18 protein-coding genes are annotated in these 17,564 nt (G+C 69.6%); 11 read left to right on the plus strand and 7 right to left on the minus strand.

Going from position 1 to position 17,564, the window contains the following annotated elements; translation table 11 throughout:
* Positions 1-14: 14 nt before the first annotated feature.
* From HFL01S_RS04610 to HFL01S_RS04635, 6 genes are read left to right on the plus strand one after another with little or no spacing between them, the layout of a single operon-like run.
* Positions 15-629 (plus strand): CDP-alcohol phosphatidyltransferase family protein, encoded by a 615-nt coding sequence (locus HFL01S_RS04610; protein ID WP_066255321.1) that lies wholly within the window; start codon positions 15-17, stop codon positions 627-629.
* Between the two features lie 9 nt (positions 630-638).
* Entirely contained in the window at positions 639-2,801 is a 2,163-nt protein-coding gene (locus HFL01S_RS04615) for a dihydrolipoyl dehydrogenase family protein (RefSeq protein WP_174525222.1), read from the plus strand.
* Positions 2,798-3,568 carry a DUF3047 domain-containing protein gene (locus HFL01S_RS04620; protein WP_066255324.1) on the plus strand — a complete coding sequence of 257 codons (771 nt, stop codon included), beginning with the start codon at positions 2,798-2,800 and terminating at the stop codon, positions 3,566-3,568. The genes HFL01S_RS04615 and HFL01S_RS04620 overlap by 4 nt, the downstream gene beginning before the upstream one ends.
* 26 nt (positions 3,569-3,594) lie before the next feature.
* Positions 3,595-4,764 (plus strand): FAD-dependent oxidoreductase, encoded by a 1,170-nt coding sequence (locus HFL01S_RS04625; RefSeq protein WP_169802310.1) that lies wholly within the window; start codon positions 3,595-3,597, stop codon positions 4,762-4,764.
* Positions 4,761-5,966: a chromate efflux transporter gene (chrA, locus tag HFL01S_RS04630; RefSeq protein WP_066255327.1), complete on the plus strand. Its 1,206-nt coding sequence runs from the start codon at positions 4,761-4,763 to the stop codon at positions 5,964-5,966. The genes HFL01S_RS04625 and chrA overlap by 4 nt, the downstream gene beginning before the upstream one ends.
* An 18-nt stretch (positions 5,967-5,984) precedes the next feature.
* Positions 5,985-6,377: a VOC family protein gene (locus HFL01S_RS04635; protein WP_066255330.1), complete on the plus strand. Its 393-nt coding sequence runs from the start codon at positions 5,985-5,987 to the stop codon at positions 6,375-6,377.
* A 6-nt stretch (positions 6,378-6,383) separates the two neighbouring features.
* On the opposite strand, the gene HFL01S_RS04640 is transcribed toward HFL01S_RS04635, so the two are convergent.
* Positions 6,384-6,761 (minus strand): COG4315 family predicted lipoprotein, encoded by a 378-nt coding sequence (locus HFL01S_RS04640; protein WP_066255333.1) that lies wholly within the window; start codon positions 6,759-6,761, stop codon positions 6,384-6,386.
* Positions 6,762-6,913: 152 nt separating this feature from the next.
* On the opposite strand from HFL01S_RS04640, the gene HFL01S_RS04645 reads away from it, so the two are divergent.
* Complete coding sequence (locus HFL01S_RS04645; RefSeq protein ID WP_066255336.1) at positions 6,914-7,240, plus strand: hypothetical protein; 327 nt, start codon at positions 6,914-6,916, stop codon at positions 7,238-7,240.
* A gap of 139 nt (positions 7,241-7,379) precedes the next feature.
* On the plus strand, positions 7,380-9,788 hold the full coding sequence (locus tag HFL01S_RS04650) for an MHYT domain-containing protein (protein ID WP_066255337.1): 2,409 nt from the start codon (positions 7,380-7,382) through the stop codon (positions 9,786-9,788).
* Between the two features lie 20 nt (positions 9,789-9,808).
* Here HFL01S_RS04650 and HFL01S_RS04655 read toward each other — a convergent pair whose 3' ends face one another.
* The 5 genes from HFL01S_RS04655 to senB are packed head-to-tail and all read right to left on the minus strand — an operon-like array spanning position 9,809 to position 13,425.
* Positions 9,809-10,504: a haloacid dehalogenase type II gene (locus tag HFL01S_RS04655; protein ID WP_066255339.1), complete on the minus strand. Its 696-nt coding sequence runs from the start codon at positions 10,502-10,504 to the stop codon at positions 9,809-9,811.
* Complete coding sequence (locus tag HFL01S_RS04660) at positions 10,501-10,908, minus strand: polyhydroxyalkanoate granule-associated phasin (protein ID WP_084383089.1); 408 nt, start codon at positions 10,906-10,908, stop codon at positions 10,501-10,503. The genes HFL01S_RS04655 and HFL01S_RS04660 overlap by 4 nt, the downstream gene beginning before the upstream one ends.
* Positions 10,905-11,288 carry an iron chaperone gene (locus HFL01S_RS04665; protein WP_066255341.1) on the minus strand — a complete coding sequence of 128 codons (384 nt, stop codon included), beginning with the start codon at positions 11,286-11,288 and terminating at the stop codon, positions 10,905-10,907. The genes HFL01S_RS04660 and HFL01S_RS04665 overlap by 4 nt, the downstream gene beginning before the upstream one ends.
* A 28-nt stretch (positions 11,289-11,316) precedes the next feature.
* Positions 11,317-12,390 (minus strand): selenide, water dikinase SelD, encoded by a 1,074-nt coding sequence (gene selD, locus HFL01S_RS04670; RefSeq protein ID WP_066255344.1) that lies wholly within the window; start codon positions 12,388-12,390, stop codon positions 11,317-11,319.
* A gap of 54 nt (positions 12,391-12,444) precedes the next feature.
* Complete coding sequence (senB, locus tag HFL01S_RS04675; protein ID WP_066255347.1) at positions 12,445-13,425, minus strand: selenoneine biosynthesis selenosugar synthase SenB; 981 nt, start codon at positions 13,423-13,425, stop codon at positions 12,445-12,447.
* Here senB and senA point away from each other — a divergent pair.
* Positions 13,424-14,662, plus strand: coding sequence for a selenoneine synthase SenA (gene senA, locus HFL01S_RS04680; RefSeq protein WP_066255351.1), 1,239 nt, complete (start codon positions 13,424-13,426; stop codon positions 14,660-14,662). The genes senB and senA overlap by 2 nt on opposite strands.
* Positions 14,663-14,674: 12 nt before the next feature.
* Here senA and egtD read toward each other — a convergent pair whose 3' ends face one another.
* Positions 14,675-15,676 carry an L-histidine N(alpha)-methyltransferase gene (egtD, locus tag HFL01S_RS04685; RefSeq protein ID WP_066255354.1) on the minus strand — a complete coding sequence of 334 codons (1,002 nt, stop codon included), beginning with the start codon at positions 15,674-15,676 and terminating at the stop codon, positions 14,675-14,677.
* A gap of 170 nt (positions 15,677-15,846) precedes the next feature.
* Here egtD and HFL01S_RS04690 point away from each other — a divergent pair, with 170 nt between their 5' ends.
* Both HFL01S_RS04690 and HFL01S_RS04695 read left to right on the plus strand, forming a co-directional pair.
* Positions 15,847-16,713, plus strand: a complete 867-nt coding sequence (locus tag HFL01S_RS04690) for a putative selenate ABC transporter substrate-binding protein (RefSeq protein ID WP_066255357.1) — start codon at positions 15,847-15,849, stop codon at positions 16,711-16,713.
* A gap of 18 nt (positions 16,714-16,731) precedes the next feature.
* Positions 16,732-17,562: a phosphonate ABC transporter ATP-binding protein gene (locus HFL01S_RS04695; protein WP_066255359.1), complete on the plus strand. Its 831-nt coding sequence runs from the start codon at positions 16,732-16,734 to the stop codon at positions 17,560-17,562.
* The last annotated feature ends 2 nt before the right edge of the window (positions 17,563-17,564 follow it).

Below are 17,564 nucleotides of genomic sequence, written 5' to 3' on the forward strand. Positions count from 1 at the left end.
CCTGCGCCGCCACCATGCTGGATAAGGCTGTCCAGCAGGCCCTGCGCCCGGCCTTCGGCCGTGCCGGCGCCGCCCTGGTGCGGCTGGGCGTGGGCGCCGACGCGGTCACGCTGGCCGGCTTCCTCTCCGGCATGGCGGCCGCGCTGGCCATCGGCCTGCGGCAGTTCGTGGCCGGGCTGGCGCTGCTGCTGATCTCGCGCCTGCTCGACGGCCTGGACGGCGCGGTGGCGCGCGCCTCGACGCCCACCGACCGCGGCGGCTTTCTGGACATCACGCTGGACTTCCTGTTCTACGCCGCGATCCCGCTGGGCTTTGCGGTCGCCGACCCCGCGGCCAACGCCCTGCCCGCCGCCGTGCTGCTGGCCAGCTTCATCGGCACCGGCAGCAGCTTCCTGGCCTTTGCAGCCGTCGCTGAAAAGCGCCAGCTTCGCGACACCGCCCTGCCCGACAAGAGCTTCTATTTCCTCGGCGGCCTGACCGAAGCCACCGAGACCATCGCCGCCTTCGCCGCCATGTGCCTGTGGCCGCAGTGGTTCGGCCCCATCGCCTACGGCTTCGCCGCGCTGTGCGCCATCACCACCGCGCTGCGCATCGGCTGGGGCTGGCAACGGCTGCGCGACGGCGCCTGAGGACACTCCATGAACCTGCGCAAACTCCTGCTTCTGGTGGCCGTGGTGCTCGGCATCGTGGCCTTCTTCGCATTCGACCTCGGCCGCTTCTTCAGCCTGGAATTCCTCCAGCAGAGCCAGGCGCGCTTCGCCGAGCTGCGCGCACAGCAGCCGCTGGCGCTGGCTGCCGGCTACTTCCTCATCTACGTGGCTGTCACCGCGCTCTCGCTGCCCGGCGCCACCATCGTCACGCTGGCGGGCGGCGCCATCTTCGGTCTGGGCTGGGGTCTGCTGCTGGTGTCGTTCGCCTCCAGCATCGGCGCCACGCTGGCCTTCCTGACCGCGCGTTTCCTGCTGCGCGACAGCGTGCAGGGCCGCTTCGGCCAGCGCCTGGCCGAGGTGGACAAGGGCATCCAGAAGGACGGCGCCTTCTACCTGTTCACGCTGCGGCTGATCCCGGTCGTGCCCTTCTTCGTCATCAACCTGCTGATGGGCCTGACGACGATGAAGGCCTGGACCTTCTACTGGGTCAGCCAGATCGGCATGCTGGCCGGCACCGCGGTGTACGTGAACGCGGGCACGCAGCTGGGCCAGCTCACCTCGTTGAAAGGCATCGTCAGCCCCGGCCTGCTGGGCAGCTTCGTGCTGCTGGGTCTGTTCCCGCTGGTCGCGCGCAAGGTCGTCGAGATGGTGCAGAAGCGCAAGGTGTACGCGAAGTGGGCCGGCGTGCGCCCGAAAGCCTTCGACCGCAACCTGATCGTCATCGGTGCGGGTGCGGGTGGTCTGGTCTCTGCCTACATCGCCGCCGCGGTCAAGGCCAAGGTGACACTGATCGAGGCGCACAAGATGGGCGGCGACTGCCTGAACTACGGCTGCGTGCCGAGCAAGGCGCTGATCAGGAGCGCCAAGCTCGCGCACCAGATGCGCCACGCCTCGCACTACGGCCTGAGCGACGCGGCCCCCACGTTCAGCTTCAAGGCGGTGATGCAGCGCATCCACGACGTGATCGCCGCCATCGAGCCGCACGACAGCGTGGAGCGCTACACCTGCCTGGGCGTGGAGGTGCTGCAGGGCTACGCGAAGCTGGTGAACCCGTGGACGGTGGAGATCGCGCTCAACAGTGGCGGCACCCAACGCCTGACCGCCCGCAGCATCGTCATCGCGGCCGGCGCGCGACCCTTCGTGCCGCCGCTGCCGGGGCTCGACGCCGTGGGCTACGTCACCAGCGACACACTGTGGGACGCATTCGCGAAGCTCGACGAGGTGCCCAGGCGCCTGGTGGTGCTGGGCGGCGGTCCCATCGGCTGCGAGCTCGCACAGAGCTTTGCGCGCCTGGGCGCAGCGGTGACGCAGGTGGAGATGGCGCCGCGCATCATGATCCGTGAGGACGAGGAAGTCTCCGCGCTGGCCAGGGCCTCGCTCGAAGCCGACGGCGTGGCCGTGCTCACCGGCCACAAGGCGCTGCGCTGTGAACTGGTGAACGGCGAGAAGACGCTGGTGGTGGAGCACGGCGGCGCGGAAAAGCGCATCGCCTTCGACCAGCTGCTGTGTGCCGTCGGCCGCGTGGCGCGGCTCACCGGCTACGGCCTGGAAGACCTGGGCATTCCCACGAACCGCACGGTCGAGACCAACGAGTACCTGCAGACGATCTACCCGAACATCTACGCCGCGGGCGACGTGGCCGGGCCGTTCCAGTTCACCCACACGGCCGCGCACCAGGCCTGGTACGCCGCGGTGAACGCGCTGTTCGGCGACTTCAAGAAGTTCAAGGCCGACTACTCGGTGATCCCCTGGGCCACCTTCATCGACCCCGAGGTGGCGCGTGTGGGCCTGAACGAGCAGGAAGCGACAGAAAAGAAGATCCCCTACGAAGTCACGAAGTACGGCATCGACGACCTGGACCGCGCCATTGCAGACAGCGAGGCGCACGGATTCGTCAAGGTGCTGACCGTGCCGGGCAAGGACCGCATCCTGGGCGTGACCATCGTCGGCACGCACGCGGCCGACCTGCTGGCCGAGTACGTGCTGGCCATGAAACATGGCCTGGGCCTGAACAAGATCCTGGGCACCATCCACACCTACCCCACGCTGGCCGAGGCCAACAAGTACGCGGCCGGCGAATGGAAGCGCGCCCACCAGCCGCACGCACTGCTGGCCTGGGTGAAGCGCTACCACGACTGGAAGCGGACATGAACACCTGGACCACTGCCACCCTCCTCACCGCACTGGCCGGCACGCTGGCGGGCGCGCAGGCGCAAACGCTGCCGCCGCTCATCCAGCCTGATGGTGCGCTGCACCCCGGCTGGCGCTATGTGGGCTTTCCCCAGCAGAAGGCCCCGATCCCGCCGACCCTCATCGAGGCCGGCCAGGTCGACGGCCAGCTCGCGGTGAAGGTGGTCACCGCGTCGTCCTACGGCAGCCTGGTGCACGACCTGAAGGACGCGCCGCCCGCGCGCCTGCAGTGGCGCTGGCGGCTGGACCAGCCGCTCTCGGGCGGCAAGGCCGCGCCCGACCTGACCACCAAGGCCGGCGACGACGCGGCACTGAAGGTCTGCGCCATGTTCGATCACCCGCTGGAGCGCGTGCCCTTCGTCGAACGCACCGTGCTGCGCATCGCGCGCAGCGTCAGCGGCGAGGCCCTGCCCGCCGCCACGGTCTGCTATGTGTGGGACAGCGGCCGCGCCGCCGGCCTGCAGGGCGCCAACCCCTACTCCCGGCGCGTGCGCTACATCAGCCTGCGCGGCAGCGAGACCGCGGCAGGCCAGTGGGTCGCGGAGAACCGCGATCTCGCGCAGGACTTCGCCGCCCTGTTCGGCGACGAACTGCCACAGGGCGCGCAGACGCCGCGCGGCGAACTGCCCCGGGTGGCCACCGTGCTGCTCGGCGCCGACAGCGACAACACCGCCAGCCGCAGCAGTGGCTGGGTGGCCGACCTGCGCTGGACCACCACCGGCCCCTGATGTCACACCCCGTAACATCGGGGCCCATGCACCACGGAATCAAGAAGCTGCTCCTGCTCGGCGCCGGACACGCCCATGTCCATGTCCTGTCGCGGCTGGCGCAGCAGCGGCCGGCCGATCTGGACATCACGGTCGTCACGCCCTACCCGTACCAGACCTACAGCGGCATGGTGCCGGGCCTGGTGGCAGGCCACTACAGCGAGACCGACTGCCAGGTTCCGCTGGAGCCGCTGATCCGCGCCGCGGGGGCGAAGTGGGTGCGTGCGCGCTGCAGCGGCATCGACGCGGCAGGCCGGCGGGCACGCCTGAGCCCGGCTGGCAAGAGCCGCTCGCAGGACGAGATCCTGCCGCCCGACCTGCCCTACCACCTGCTGTCCATCGACACCGGCCCGGTGATCGACCGCCAGCGGCTCGAAGAACAGATGCCCGGCGCGGCGGACAACGCGCTGATCGTGCGACCGATCGAGGTCTTCGCCTCGCTCTGGCCCCAGGTGGTGGAACAGGCGCAGGAGCGCGCGCTGTCGGTGGCGGTGATCGGCGCGGGCGCGGCCGGTCTGGAGCTGCTGCTGGCGGCCGAGCAGTGCCTGCGCACCCGCGGGGCGGCCGGCGCCCGCTTCACCCTCATCACCGGCGGCGTGGAACCAGCAGCCAGCTACCCCGCAGGCCTGCAGGCGCGCGTGCTGCGCCGGCTCAAGCGGCTGAACATCACCGTGCTGCGCGACACCTGTGTCGGCCTGGCGCCGGGCGTGGTGAAGCTGGTCAGCGGCTCCGAGCTGGCCTGCGACGTGCCCCTGCTCGCCATCGGCGCCCACGCGCCGGCCTGGCTGCAGGGCAGCGGCCTGGCGCTCAGCGAATCGGGGCATGTGCTGGTCAATGAGTTCCAGCAGAGCACCAGCCACCCCGAGGTGTTCGCCGCGGGCGACGTGTGCGCCCGCACCGACCGGCCGCACCCCAGGAACGGTGTCTCCGCCGTGCGCGCGGGCCCGCCGCTGGCGGACAACCTGCTCGCGGCCCACGAAGGCCAGCCGCTCAAGCCCCACCACCCGCCCGCGAACACGCTGAACCTGATCTCCTGCGGCGCCGGCCACGCCATCGCCAGCTGGGGGCCGCTGCACGCCGAGGGCGGCTGGGTGTGGCGCTGGAAAGACCACATCGACCGCGCCTTCATGGCGAGGTACACGCTGCCCACGGCATGAACACCGCGTCCGACCGCAGCGCCTGGCAGGTCTTCCTGATCTTCGTGCGGCTCGGGCTCACCAGCTTCGGCGGCCCGGTGGCGCACCTGGGGTACTTCCGTCACGAATTCGTCGAGCGCCGCCGCTGGCTCAGCGAGGCCGCCTACGCGGACCTGGTGGCGCTCTGCCAGTTCCTGCCCGGTCCGGCCAGCAGCCAGGTGGGCCTGGCGCTGGGCCTCTCGCGAGCCGGCTATGCGGGCGCCTTCGCCGCCTGGGCCGGCTTCACCCTGCCCTCGGCCCTGGCCCTGATCGCGCTGGCGCTGGGCGTGGCGCAGGCGGGCGACGCGCTGGGCAGCGGCGCGGGCGCGGGCCTGCTGCACGGCCTGAAGGTGGTGGCGGTTGCCGTGGTGGCGCAGGCCGTCTGGGGCATGGCGCGCAGCCTCTGCCCGGACACACCGCGCCGCGCACTCATGCTGGGTGCCGCCGCGGTCCTCATCGCCTGGCCCGGCACGGCCTCGCAGCTGCTGGTCATCGGCGTCGCCGCCGTCATCGGCATGGTGGCCATGCGTCCGCCATCCGACACCGCCCACGAGCCCTTGCCCGTGCCTGTGGGCCAGCGGGCGGGCGCTGTGTGGCTGCTGCTGTTCGCCGCGCTGCTGGTCGGCCTGCCGCTGCTGGCTGCGGCCCTGCCGTCCCAGGCCCTGGCCGTGGTCGACGCCTTCTACCGCGCCGGCGCGCTGGTGTTCGGCGGTGGCCACGTGGTACTGCCGCTGCTGCAGGCCAGTGTGGTGCCCACCGGCTGGGTCGGCAACGACGCCTTCCTGGCCGGCTACGGCGCGGCGCAGGCCGTGCCCGGCCCGCTGTTCACCTTCGCGGCCTTCCTGGGCGCCAGCATGCAGAGCGCCCCCACCGGCTGGGCCGGCGGGCTGCTGGCGCTGGCGGCCATCTTCGCGCCGGCCTTCCTGCTGGTGGTGGGCGCGCTGCCGTTCTGGGAACGCCTGCGCGCCCAGCCCCGCGTGCGCGCCGCCCTCATGGGCATCAACGCCGCCGTGGTCGGCCTGCTGCTGGCCGCGCTGTGGAACCCGGTGATCACCAGCGGCATCCGCGGGGTGGCCGACGCGCTGCTGGCGGGCGCGGCGCTGGTGGCGCTGATGAAGTGGAAGTGGCCGCCGTGGGTGGTGGTGGCGGTGTGTGCCACCATCGGCTGGGCCATGGCGGCCTGATCACGCGAAGGACACAAGATGAAACTCGGCTACACCATCACCTACGTCCCCGACGTCGCGGCCTCGCTGGCCTTCTTCGAGCAGGCCTTCGGCCTGAAGCGCCGCTTCCTGCACGAGAGCGGCACCTACGGCGAGCTCGACACCGGCGAGACCACGTTGGCTTTCGCCGCGCACGAGCTGGGCGACATGAACTTCCCCGGTGGCCATGTGCGCGCCGACACCTCGGCCCAGCCGCTGGGCTTCGAGATCGCGCTGGTCACGGACGATGTACCCGCCGCACACGCCCGGGCCGTGGCGGCCGGGGCGCGCGAGATGGCCGCGCCGTCGCAGAAACCCTGGGGGCAGGTGGTGTCCTACGTGCGCTGCCCGGACGGCCTTCTGGTGGAGCTGTGCACGCCGGTCGGCGGCTGAGCCGCCTCAGGGCTTGACGAGGTGCCAGACGCCACGGAATCCGTCGCCCTTGTGGTCGCCCGGCTGCTTGTCGTTGGCCGAGTGGTACAGCGGTCGGCCCTTGTGGGCCCACTGCAGGGTGCCGTCGTCGCGGGTCATCAGGGTGAAGTCGTCGAATGCCTTGGCACCGTCCTTGGCGAGCATCGGTGGCCAGGTGATGGTGCAGGGTCCGGTGCACAGGATCTTGCCCGGGGCGGTCAGCTCGTTGTCCCAGACGTAGAGGCTCATGCCTTTTTCGTCGGTGACGACACCGTTGGTGAGCTTCGGCTGGGCAGCGACGATGCTGGCGCAGGCCAGCAGAAGCAGTGCAATCAGGGCTTTGAGGGTGGTGTGCGGGCGGTTCATGGCGATGTCTCCGGTGGGGTGGGAATTTCCACTCTAGGCGCCTGCCCAGCGGGCGTTTTGACCCTCATCAAGGGGATGCGTCACACGCGCACTGGCATGGCTCTTGTATGGTCCCGGCACCGCCGTCCGGCGGCCCACACCGGGAGCCCACCATGTCGCAGCAAGTCACCGTGCCCCTCACCTGGCAGCTGGCGCCGACCAGTCTGACCCAGCCCATCCTGCCCAACTGGCAGTTCCACCTGTTCAACGTGAACCTCGGCACCTCGTCCAACCCGGCGGTCGAGCAGGCGGCGCTGGCGCGCGTGGGCAGCTACGGCCGCCAGATCGGGCACCTGGCCGAGGCGCTGGAGCTGGTGATCAGGCGCTTGAAGCTGCTGGAGAGCAAGGACCTGACGCCCGAAGAGAAGGACGTGATCCAGGTGTTCCTGGGCGACGTGTCGACCATCCGGCAGATCAAGAGCTCGATGCCGGACAACTGAGCCACGGCAACGCGCTGGACAGGCACCAAGGACGGGCTTTCGTTCCTGAAGCCCTTCCACACGTCGGTCGGACTCAAGTTGCGACCGATTTGAGCCGATTCAGGAGAAACGCGTTTTGCGCTTCACTGGATTGCCCGCCATGCTTGATCGGTTCTTTCTGCTCGGAGACGTTGCACCAACCGAACTCCTGACCGGCACGTACGACTACCGGCTGGTCGCGCTGTCGGTTGCCATTGCCATCCTCTCGTCTGCGCTGGCCTACCACCTGGCCGCCTTCGCGAACGCTTCGCGGGAACGGCTCAGCCGCGTCGTCGGCATCGGCACCAGCGGCGTCGTCATGGGCACGGGCGTCTGGATGATGCACTTCATCGGGATGATGTCGTTCCAGCTCTGTGTCCAGGTGAGCTACGACCCGGCCATCACCGCCCTGTCGCTTCTTCCGGCCCTGGCCGCCTCCTGGCTGGCGCTCAGTCGCACGTCCGAACAGGACTCCGCACTGCGCATGGTCATCAACGGGACGCTGATCGGCGCTGGTATCGGGCTGATGCACTACGGTGGAATGGCGGCCATGGTCATGGCACCCAGCCTGCGCTACGACCCGGCCCTGTTCGTGGTTTCGCTCATCGTGGCTATCGGTCTGGCCATCGCATCCCTTTTCGTGCGCGGAGCGCTGCGTACCCGGCTCCAGCAGCGGCGTTGGCTGTCCAACGCCGGTGGTGGCGCCGTGTTGGGGCTGGCCATCTCCGGCATGCACTACATGGCGATTCTCGCCACCCGCTTCATAGGACAGGAAGAGCCGGGCAGCGAAGTGCTGCAGAGCTCGACCAGCATGGTGGTCGTGCTGATCATGTCCAAGGTGCTGGTGGCGCTGGTGATCTTCGTGGTGGTCATCAACATGCTGTTGCGCTACCGCGACCTGTACTTCCGGTCCAAGGCCCTGGCCGAAATGGAAGCCCGGCTGCGCGAACAGGCGGACGCAAGCAAGCTCATCGCCGAGGAGGCCAAGGACAAGGCGGAACTGCTGGCCAACATGCGGTCGGAGTTTCTCTCCAGCATGAGCCACGAGATCCGGACACCGATGCACGGCATCATGGGCCTCATCGGTGAAATCCAGCGACAGCCCATCTCGCCCAAGGTGCGAGAACTCGCTGAGCTTCTCGATGTTGTCACGCGCAACATGCTGCACCTGCTCAACGACATCCTGGACTACTCCAAGCTGGAAGGCGGACAGTTCCAGCTGCAACCCAGGCGCTACCAGATGACCACCGAGGTGCAAGGCGTGACCGCCAGCTTTGACGCCACGGCACGGCACAAGGGCCTGACACTGATCACGGAAGTGCCTGCGGACCTGCCGGTGACGCTGGACCCTGTGCGCGTGAACCAGATCATCAACAACCTGGTCGGCAACGCCATCAAGTTCACCGAACGCGGGTTCGTCAAGCTGAGTGTGGACGAGACACACAACCCTCAGGGTGCACGCTGCGTCCGCATTCAGGTCGAGGACAGCGGCGTGGGCATTCGTCCGGAGGTCCGTGACAAGATTTTCGACAAGTACTACCAGGTGGTCGACAGCTCGATCAACTACGTCAGCGGAACCGGTCTGGGTCTTTCGATCTGCAAGCAGCTGACCACGCTCATGGGCGGTTCCATCAGCGTGGCAAGCGAGCTGGGGCGGGGCACGACATTCACCGTCGAGATTCCCTGCGACGCCGTTGCGGCAGATGCGGTCGCCCCGGTCGAAGCGGCGCCGCAAGCCGTCACAGCGCCAGTCGCCGAAACATCAGCACTCAGGGTGCTGGCGGCCGACGACAACAGCATCAACCGCGCGTTGCTCACAGCCTATTTCCAGGACACAGGCCACACCCTCGTCACCGTCGAAGACGGGCGGCAGGCGGTGGACGCGGCAAAAAAGAGCGACTTCGACGTGGTGCTGATGGACATCGGCATGCCGGTCCTCAACGGGCCAGCCGCCATGGACGAAATCCGTCGGATCAGCGATGCATGGGCCCAGCGCCCCTTCATCGCGCTGACCGCCAATGCAAGAAAGGAAGACAAGCAGGACTACCTCGCGAAGGGGTTTGCGGGCTATGTGTCGAAGCCCTTCACACGCGAGGAGTTGATGGCAGAGATCGGACGGGTGGCCAACGCGAAGACGCAGCACGCCGCTCTGCAGGAACCGGCTGCCGCGGAGGAGCTCGACGAAGACAGCAACGAACTGGAGGTGCTGATGGACAACTTCGCCGCCTTCAGCCCGGCCGACCTGAAGAACTTCATCGTCAGCGCCGCTGCCCAGTTGCATCTCAACCTGTCGATCATCCGGGACCGTCTGCACGCCAACGACGTAGAAGGCCTGGAAGAGCCACTCCATTGCATCGCAGGAAGCGCGCCCGCCATTGGCTGCGTCAGACTGGGTCAGATCACCCGTCAAGCCATGGACCACATCCGCACAGGCGGCCCGAAGGCGCAGATCCTGCAACTGGCACAGAGCAGCCTGGCCATGGGCGAAGGGTCGGTGCAGTGGCTGCACCGGCTGGCCCGGGGAATGTGAGGCCTTTCAACCCGCCGGGGTCAGCAACCCAGCTGGTCGGCCAGGTGCAGCAGGTCGCGCGCGTGCAGGCTGTTGCCCGGCTGGGGTGACACGTCCTTGGGGTGGGCGACACCGAATTCCAGCGGGCGTTCGATGTAGGCGGTCATCAGCCCGTTCGCTCGGGCGGCGGCCAGGTCGTCGTGGTGCGCGGCCACCATCAGCACCTCATCCGGCCTGGCGTCGAACACCTCGGCCGCACCCAGGTAGACCCGCGGGTCGGGCTTGTAGGCTCGGAACACCTCGGCGCCGAGCACGCAGTCCCAGGGCAGGCCGGCCGCTTTGGCCATATCGGTGAGCAGGCCCAGGTTGCCGTTGGACAGGCTGCAGATGGTGAAGCGCGTCTTCAGACGCGCGAGCCCGGCCACGCTGTCGGGCCAGGCGGCGAGCCGGTGCCAGACGCGGTTGAGCTCGGCGCGCTCGGCCTCGCCCAGGTGGACCAGACCGAAGCGCGGCAGCAGGCCGTCGAGGATCTCGCGGTGCAGCACATCGAGCTTCACGAAACCGCGTCCGCCCGAGCGCACCGCTTCCATCGCCGGCTGGTAGCCGGCGCGCCAGGCGATCGCAAAGGCATCGGCGTCGACCTGCGGAAAGCGCTGACCTACCTCGCGCACGATGGAGCCGTGCCAGTCGACGACGGTGCCGAAGATGTCGAACACCAGGATGCGGGGCGCGCTCATCGCTTCACCTTCGACAGCCGCTTGGCGTTGGACACCGCCTTGCGGTGCACCGGCGCCAGCCCCTTCTCGGCAATGGACACCGCCGCCGACTGCATGCGGCGCGCTGCGGTCAGCGACGCGGCGGGCTTGCGTGGCCAGGGCGTGAGCCCGACGGTCCAGAGCGACGACCAGACCTGCTGCTGCAGCCGCAGGGACTCGGCCGCCATCGCCATCCACGACTGCACGAAGGCCTGCTGCTTCTCGGCCACCATGCCGGCGAACTCTTTCTGGTCGCGGCGGGACGGGTTGGGGCCGGTCGTGGCCATGCGGCCCACGCGGTGGGCCACCACCTGCGGCGCCGCCATGGCGGTTTCCATCGTCTTGCGACCCAGGCTGGTCGCGGTCTTGAGGGTTCGGCGTGTCATGGGGCTCCTTTCGGTGAGGCAGAGGTGTATTGCGCGTGCAGCGCGAGCGCCACACGGTCGATCAGGTCCAGCGGCACGGGCTGGTTCAGCGGGAACGCGAGGTTGCCCTTCTCATTGCGCCAGGGCGCGAGTTCGGCCACCAGCACCGCGTCGTCCGCCACCGGCGGGTAGACACCGATGTGGCTCTTGAACGCCGCAACGTAGAAGAACACCCGGCCTTGGCCCGGCCCGGCGCGAAAGGCCGGCATCTGATAGCTGATGCAGGGGCGTGCATCGGGCAGCTGAGCCTGCACACGCGCCAGGATCTCGCGCAGCAGCGGCTGCACCGCCTCGGGCTGCGCGGCCAGGTACGCCGCGTGGTCAATGAAGGCGGAGGCCATCGTCGATCCCCTCTGCCGGGCCGGACGTTCAGCCCACCTGCAGCCGCACACCACCGGCCTGCGCCGGCACGATCTCGCCCACGTCCGCCGCGGCGTCGAAGCCGTGCCGGTGGAACACCGCCAGCACCTCGTCCACCGCACCGGCCGAGCAGGCCACCAGCAGGCCGCCACTGGTCTGCGGGTCGGTCAGCAGGACCTGGTCGACCGGCTGCAGCGACGCGGCCAGCCGCACCTCGCCACCGTACGCGGCCCAGTTGCGGCCGCTGGCGCCGGTCACCATGCCCTGTGCCGCCAGGTCGCGCACACCGCCGATCAGCGGCACGCGGGCCATGTCGAGCTGCACCGTGGTGTCCGAGCCGCGCGCCATCTCCAGCGCGTGGCCGGCCAGGCCGAAGCCGGTCACGTCGGTCAGCGCGTGCACGCCGGCGATGGCGGCGAGGTCGGGGCCGGGCGTGTTCAGCTTGGTCGTGTTGGCGATCATCTGCGCGTAGCCATCGGCGGACAGCGCGTCCTTCTTCAGCACGGCAGAGAGCACACCCACGCCCAGCGGCTTGCCCAGCACGAGGCGGTCGCCCACCTTCGCGTCGGCGTTGCGCTTGACGCGCTTGGGGTGTACCAGGCCCAGGGCCACCAGGCCGTAGATGGGTTCTACCGAGTCGATGGTGTGGCCGCCGGCGATGGGGATGCCGGCCGCGCTGCAGACCGCGCGGCCGCCGTCGAGGATCTTGCCGATGGTCTCGGTGCTGAGCACGCTGATCGGCATGCCCACCAGGGCCAGCGCCATGATGGGCGTGCCGCCCATGGCGTAAACGTCGCTGATGGCGTTGGTGGCGGCGATGCGGCCAAAGTCGAACGGGTCGTCGACGATGGGCATGAAGAAGTCGGTGGTGGCGATCAGTGCCTGCTCGTCGTTGAGCTGATAGACGGCGGCGTCGTCCGCGGTCTCGATGCCGACCAGCAGCTCTTTCGGAATGGGCATGGCGCTGGTGCCCTTGAGGATTTCACTGAGCACGCCAGGCGCGATCTTGCAGCCGCAGCCGCCGCCGTGCGAGAGGCTGGTCAGGCGGGGCTCGGTGTGGGCGGGCAGGTACGGGGCGTTCATTCGGGGTCTCCGTGGGTTGGGACGAATCGATCCGGCGGGCCAAGTCAGCCAGTCTCAGCGAGACCCGGCCAGCGCCCGCAGCAGGGCGGCCCGCTCGGCCGCCGGCTCGAACAGCGGCGCTCTGGCCGAACATTGTGCTTGCAGGGCGGCCAGCGCGCCACCGCGCTCCGCGATGTCCTGGCGGCATGTGCGCAGCCGCGCCACCAGCGCCGCCGCATCACCCACCGGAAAGTAGCCGCCGTAGTCCGGCCCCAGCATGCCCACGTTGCCATCCATGTATGAGGCCAGCACCGGCGTGCCGCTGAGTGCGGCTTCCATGATCACATGGGCGCCGCCTTCCATGCGGCTGGGATGCACCAGCAGGTGGGCGCGCTGGATGCGGCGGCGCACGGCCTCGTGCGGCTGGCCACCCAGCCAGCGGTAGTGCGGGCAGGCCGCGGCCGTGGCGCGCGCCAGATCGGCCAGCGCAGGGTCGAGGGCATTGCCGATGTGGTCGATCAGGATGCCTTCGTCGGGCGCCAGCAGCCGCGCGGCCTCGAACACGGTCTGCGGTGATTTTTCCTCGCGCAGGTGCCCCACCACCACCGCGCGCAGATGCTGGTGCGTCTTGTCCAGGGTCTGGCGCCGTGTGCTCGACTGGAACACCACATGGCACTTGCCGCGGTGGGCCTCGGGCAGGGCCATCGGCGCCCGCTCCTGCAGCACGATGAGGCGGTGCGCCAGCACCAGCGAGCGCTGTGCGCGGGCGTCGATCAGGATGTCGCGGTAGAGGTCGGTGCCTGTGAGCGCGAGCACCAGCGGCCGGTCGGGATGGGCCTGGGCCCAGGCGGCCACACTGTCGGCCGAGCGGCGCGCGTGCAGCGCCAGCAGCAGGTCGGTACCGTCGTCGGCCGTGCGGTCATCGGGCCACGCCGTCACCACCCGAACCTCATAATGGCCCGCGATCAACCGCGCCCAGCGGTGCGCGGTCTGCCAGTTGCCGTTGTTGGCCTCGGCCAGCGCTGGCGTCACGAGACACAGGGAGGGTTTTTTCATGACGGAACCACAGAGCCCAGCGATTGTGTCCGAAGCAGACGCCCTGCGCTGTGGCGGCAAGGCCGTGCTGGCGCAGGCGCTGCAGGACGCGCGCGAACGCAGCCTGGCGCTGTTCGACGCCTACCTCGCCGCGCTCGGCCCCGGGCTGCGTGCGCCCTGCACGCCCGAGCTCAACCCGCCGCTGTGGGAGCTGGGCCACATCGGCTGGTTCGCCGACTGGTGGCTGGTGCGGAACCCCCAGCGCGAACGGGGTGTGGCGGCCGACCCGAAGGCCCCACGCTCACCCGCACGCCAGGCCACCCGGGGCGTCGATGCGGACGCGCTCTACCACTCCAGCGAAGTGCCGCACGACCGGCGCTGGCAACTGCCGCTGCCCGATGCCGACGCGGTGCGCGCCGACCTGATGGCCAGCCAGGCCGACACGTTGGCGCTGCTGGACGAGGCGCCCGAAGACGACGACGGCCTCTACTTCTTCCGGCTCGCCCTGTTCCACGAGGACATGCATGCCGAGGCCGCGATGTACATGGCGCAGACGCTGGGCCTCGATCCCGTGGTCCGCTTGCCGCCGGTCGGTCGCGGTGCGCACACAACCCGTTCGCTGGGCGTCGATGCCACCACCTGGACGCTGGGCCGCAGCGGCCCGGGCTTCGCCTTCGACAACGAGGTCGGCGCGCACCAAGTGCCCGTCGGCGCCTTCGAGATCGACGCACAGCCGGTGAGCTGGGCGCAGTTCCTGCCCTTTGTCGAAAGCGGTTCGTATGCGCAGCGCCGCTTTTGGAGCGCGCCGGGCTGGATCTGGCGCCTCTCTGGCGAACGGCAGGCCCCGCGCCACCTGCGCCAGACACCCCAGGGCTGGGAGCAGCAGCGCTTTGGCCAATGGGAGGCGCTGGACCTGTCCGCTCCGGCCCGCCACCTCAGCGCCTTCGAGGCGCAGGCCTGGTGTGCCTGGGCCGAGCGGCGGCTGCCGACCGAAGCCGAGTGGGAGGTGGCGGCGCAGCAGCCCAGCTTCCGCTGGGGCGAGGTATGGGAATGGACCGCCAGCCCGTTCGCGCCCTTCCCGAGTTTCACGCCCCACCCCTACGGGGACTACTCGCAGCCCTGGTTCGACGGCCGGCCGGTGCTCAAGGGCGCCAGCGCCTTCACCGTGCCGCGCATGCGCCACCCCCAGTACCGCAACTACTTCACACCCGAGCGCAACGACATCGTGGCCGGGTTCCGCTCGGTCGCGCTGGTGTGAGCGCTGCGACGTTCACACCGCCGGTGCCCAGAACACGCTGAACCAGCCGCGCCCGTCGGTCCAGTGCGTGGCGGGGCCGAAACCCGCCTCGCGCAACAGGGCTTCGAAGGCCCCGGGCGTCCATTTGTAAGAGTTCTCGGTGTGCAGGCGCTCGCCATCGGCAAAGCGGCGCTCGCCGCCGGGCCAGCGCACGGTCTGCGCGCCGTCCGAGGCCAGGTGCATCTCGATGCGCGCGGCGGCCTCGTCGTAGAAGGCCACGTGGCGCCAGCGCGCGGGCGCGAAATCGCTGCCCAGCAGGGTGTTGACGTTCAGCAGCAGGTTGCGGTTGAACGCCGCCGTGACGCCCAGCGCATCGTCGTAGGCGGGTTCCAGCACCGCTTTGTCCTTCACCCGGTCCACGCCAATGAGGATGCCGCTGCCCGCACCACCGGCCGCGCACAGCGCGTGCGCCTGCCGCAGCAGCGCCAGCGCTTCGCCAGGGCCGAAGTTGCCGATGCTGGAGCCGGGATAGAACACGCAGCGCGGCGCCGCCGCCAGGTCGTGCCGCTCCAGCCAGTCGGCCGCAGCTGGCGGCAGCGCGAGCCGCGCCGAGAAGTCCAAGCCCAGTCCCAGCATGGGCATGTGGCGGTGCCGCTGCTGCAGCTCCACCAGGGCGTCCTGCAGGTAATCCACCGAAATGTCCACCGCCACATAGGCGCCCGGCCGCAGCACCGGAAACAGCCGCGCGGCCTTGGCGCAGTTGCCCGCGCCCAGGTCGACCAGCACGGCGTGCGCCGGCACCCGCTGCGCCATGGCGGCACCGTGGGCCGCGAAGATGGCCGCCTCGGTGCGGGTGGGGTAGTACTCGGCCAGCTCGGTGATGGCGTCGAACAGGCGCGAACCCAGCGCGTCGTAGAAGAACTTGGGCGCCGCACGCGGCGGCTCGGCCAGCAGGCCGGCGGCCAGTTCGGCGCACAGGGCCGCGTCGTTGTTCTGGTGGATCTGCACGAACTGAGGCGTGGCGGTGGACAGCATGGCGTCTCCATGGGTGGTGCAGCGGCGGCCCTGTTTTATAAACCGCCCACCAACACTGCGTCGGTCCGCATGGCCGCTTCTTACAGCTGGTTGCTCCAGGCCTGCCAGGGCGCCAGAGCACGGTCTTCAGGTGTAATAGCCGCTCTTTGTCCCTCTTGATCGGATGCCCCATGACCATTTCCCACACCCGCCGCGCACTCTTGACCTGCGCCGTGCTCGCCACCACCGCCCTCGCCCCGCTCGCCCACGCGCAGCAGACCGTGTTCCGCGTCACCGCGATTCCCGACGAGTCGCCCACCGAGCTGGCGCGCAAGGCCGCGCCGCTGATGAAGTACCTCGAAGCCAAGCTCGGCATGAAGGTCGAGTTCACCCCGGTGACCGACTACGCTGCCTCGGTCGAAGCCCTGGTCAACAAGAAGGTCGACCTGGCCTGGTTCGGCGGCTTCACCTTCGTGCAGGCCAACGTGCGCTCGGGCGGCAAGGTGATTCCGCTGGTGCAGCGCGAGGAAGACGAGAAGTTCAAGTCGGTCTTCATCACCAGCGACCCCGCCATCAAGGCCCTGACCGACCTCAAGGGCAAGGACGTGTCCTTCGGTTCGCAAAGCTCCACCAGCGGCCACCTGATGCCGCGCAGCTTCCTGCTGCAGGCCGGCCTGAACCCCGAGAAGGACTTCAAGCGCGTGGCCTTCAGCGGTGCGCACGACGCGACGATTGCCGCCGTCGCCTCGGGCAAGGTGCAGGCCGGTGCGCTGAACATCTCGGTGTGGGACAAGTTTGTCGCCGACAAGAAGGTCGACACCGAGAAGGTCAAGGTCTTCTACACCACCCCGCCCTACTACGACTACAACTGGACGGTGCACGCCGACATGCCCGCCGCCACGCGCCAGAAGCTGGCCGATGCCTTCCTGTCGCTGAGCAAGGCCACGCCCGAGGGCAAGGAAATCCTGGAACTGCAGCGCGCCACGAAGTTCGTGCCGACCAAGGCCGACAACTACAAGGGCATCGAGGCCGCCGCGCGCAGCGCCGACCTGCTCTGACCGCGCAGGGGTGAACGCTTGAAAGTCGCCCTGCAAGCCGCCACGGCGAGGCACCCGGCCGCCCGCGCTGGCACCACGCCCGCTCTGCGCGGGCTGGATCTGCAGGTGGCGGCCGGCGAGCAGCTGGCGGTGATCGGCCCCAGCGGCGCGGGCAAGACCACGCTGCTGCAGCTGCTGGCCTGCGCCCTGCCGCCCGGTGCCGGTGTGCTGGAGCTGGACGGCCAGGCGCCCTGGCAGCTGCCACGCGCCGAGCTGCAGCGCCTGCGCGGGCGCCTGTTCCTGGCGCCGCAGGTGCCGCCGCTGCCGCCGCGCCAGCGCGTGGTCACCGCCGTGCTGGCCGGCCGCCTGCCGGCCATGGGCACCTGGCAGAGCCTGCGCTCGCTGTTCTACCCGGTGGACATTCCCGCCGCGTTCGAGGCACTGGACCGCTTCGACCTGGCGGACAAGCTGTTCGAGCGCGTCGACCGGCTCTCGGGCGGCGAGCGCCAGCGCGTGGGACTGGCGCGTGCGCTGCTCTCGCCCGCTTCGCTCTGGCTGATCGACGAGCCGCTGTCCGCCCTGGACCCGACCCGCGCCAGCCAGGCCGTCGATACGCTGCTGACGGCGGCGCGCGAGCGCGGTGCGACCCTGGTCGCCACGCTGCACCAGGTGGACGTTGCCCTGGCGCATTTCCCGCGCATCGTCGGTCTGCGCGACGGCGCCATCGCCTTCGACCTGCCGGCCGCGCAGGTGGGCCGCGAGCGCCTCGCCGCGCTGTACGCGCAGCACGAGCACGAGCTGACGGCACCCGCACCCGAGTTGCCTGAGCCCGCTCTGGCACCGCAACCCGTGGTCATGCACTGCCGGTGATG

The organism is Hydrogenophaga flava NBRC 102514 (assembly GCF_001571145.1).
GTDB lineage: Bacteria > Pseudomonadota > Gammaproteobacteria > Burkholderiales > Burkholderiaceae_C > Hydrogenophaga > Hydrogenophaga flava.

Excerpts from the sequence above, each read along its gene's own strand:
- HFL01S_RS04660 (WP_084383089.1), bottom strand. The coding sequence starts at position 10,908 with ATGACACGCCGAACCCTCAAGACCGCGACCAGCCTGGGTCGCAAGACG.
- HFL01S_RS04635 (WP_066255330.1), top strand. The coding sequence starts at position 5,985 with ATGAAACTCGGCTACACCATCACCTACGTCCCCGACGTCGCGGCCTCG.
- HFL01S_RS04620 (WP_066255324.1), top strand. The coding sequence starts at position 2,798 with ATGAACACCTGGACCACTGCCACCCTCCTCACCGCACTGGCCGGCACG.
- senA (WP_066255351.1), top strand. The coding sequence starts at position 13,424 with ATGACGGAACCACAGAGCCCAGCGATTGTGTCCGAAGCAGACGCCCTG.
- chrA (WP_066255327.1), top strand. The coding sequence starts at position 4,761 with ATGAACACCGCGTCCGACCGCAGCGCCTGGCAGGTCTTCCTGATCTTC.
- egtD (WP_066255354.1), bottom strand. The coding sequence starts at position 15,676 with ATGCTGTCCACCGCCACGCCTCAGTTCGTGCAGATCCACCAGAACAAC.
- senB (WP_066255347.1), bottom strand. The coding sequence starts at position 13,425 with ATGAAAAAACCCTCCCTGTGTCTCGTGACGCCAGCGCTGGCCGAGGCC.
- HFL01S_RS04665 (WP_066255341.1), bottom strand. The coding sequence starts at position 11,288 with ATGGCCTCCGCCTTCATTGACCACGCGGCGTACCTGGCCGCGCAGCCC.
- HFL01S_RS04645 (WP_066255336.1), top strand. The coding sequence starts at position 6,914 with ATGTCGCAGCAAGTCACCGTGCCCCTCACCTGGCAGCTGGCGCCGACC.
- HFL01S_RS04655 (WP_066255339.1), bottom strand. The coding sequence starts at position 10,504 with ATGAGCGCGCCCCGCATCCTGGTGTTCGACATCTTCGGCACCGTCGTC.
- HFL01S_RS04625 (WP_169802310.1), top strand. The coding sequence starts at position 3,595 with ATGCACCACGGAATCAAGAAGCTGCTCCTGCTCGGCGCCGGACACGCC.
- HFL01S_RS04610 (WP_066255321.1), top strand. The coding sequence starts at position 15 with ATGCTGGATAAGGCTGTCCAGCAGGCCCTGCGCCCGGCCTTCGGCCGT.
- HFL01S_RS04615 (WP_174525222.1), top strand. The coding sequence starts at position 639 with ATGAACCTGCGCAAACTCCTGCTTCTGGTGGCCGTGGTGCTCGGCATC.
- HFL01S_RS04650 (WP_066255337.1), top strand. The coding sequence starts at position 7,380 with ATGCTTGATCGGTTCTTTCTGCTCGGAGACGTTGCACCAACCGAACTC.
- HFL01S_RS04690 (WP_066255357.1), top strand. The coding sequence starts at position 15,847 with ATGACCATTTCCCACACCCGCCGCGCACTCTTGACCTGCGCCGTGCTC.
- HFL01S_RS04640 (WP_066255333.1), bottom strand. The coding sequence starts at position 6,761 with ATGAACCGCCCGCACACCACCCTCAAAGCCCTGATTGCACTGCTTCTG.
- selD (WP_066255344.1), bottom strand. The coding sequence starts at position 12,390 with ATGAACGCCCCGTACCTGCCCGCCCACACCGAGCCCCGCCTGACCAGC.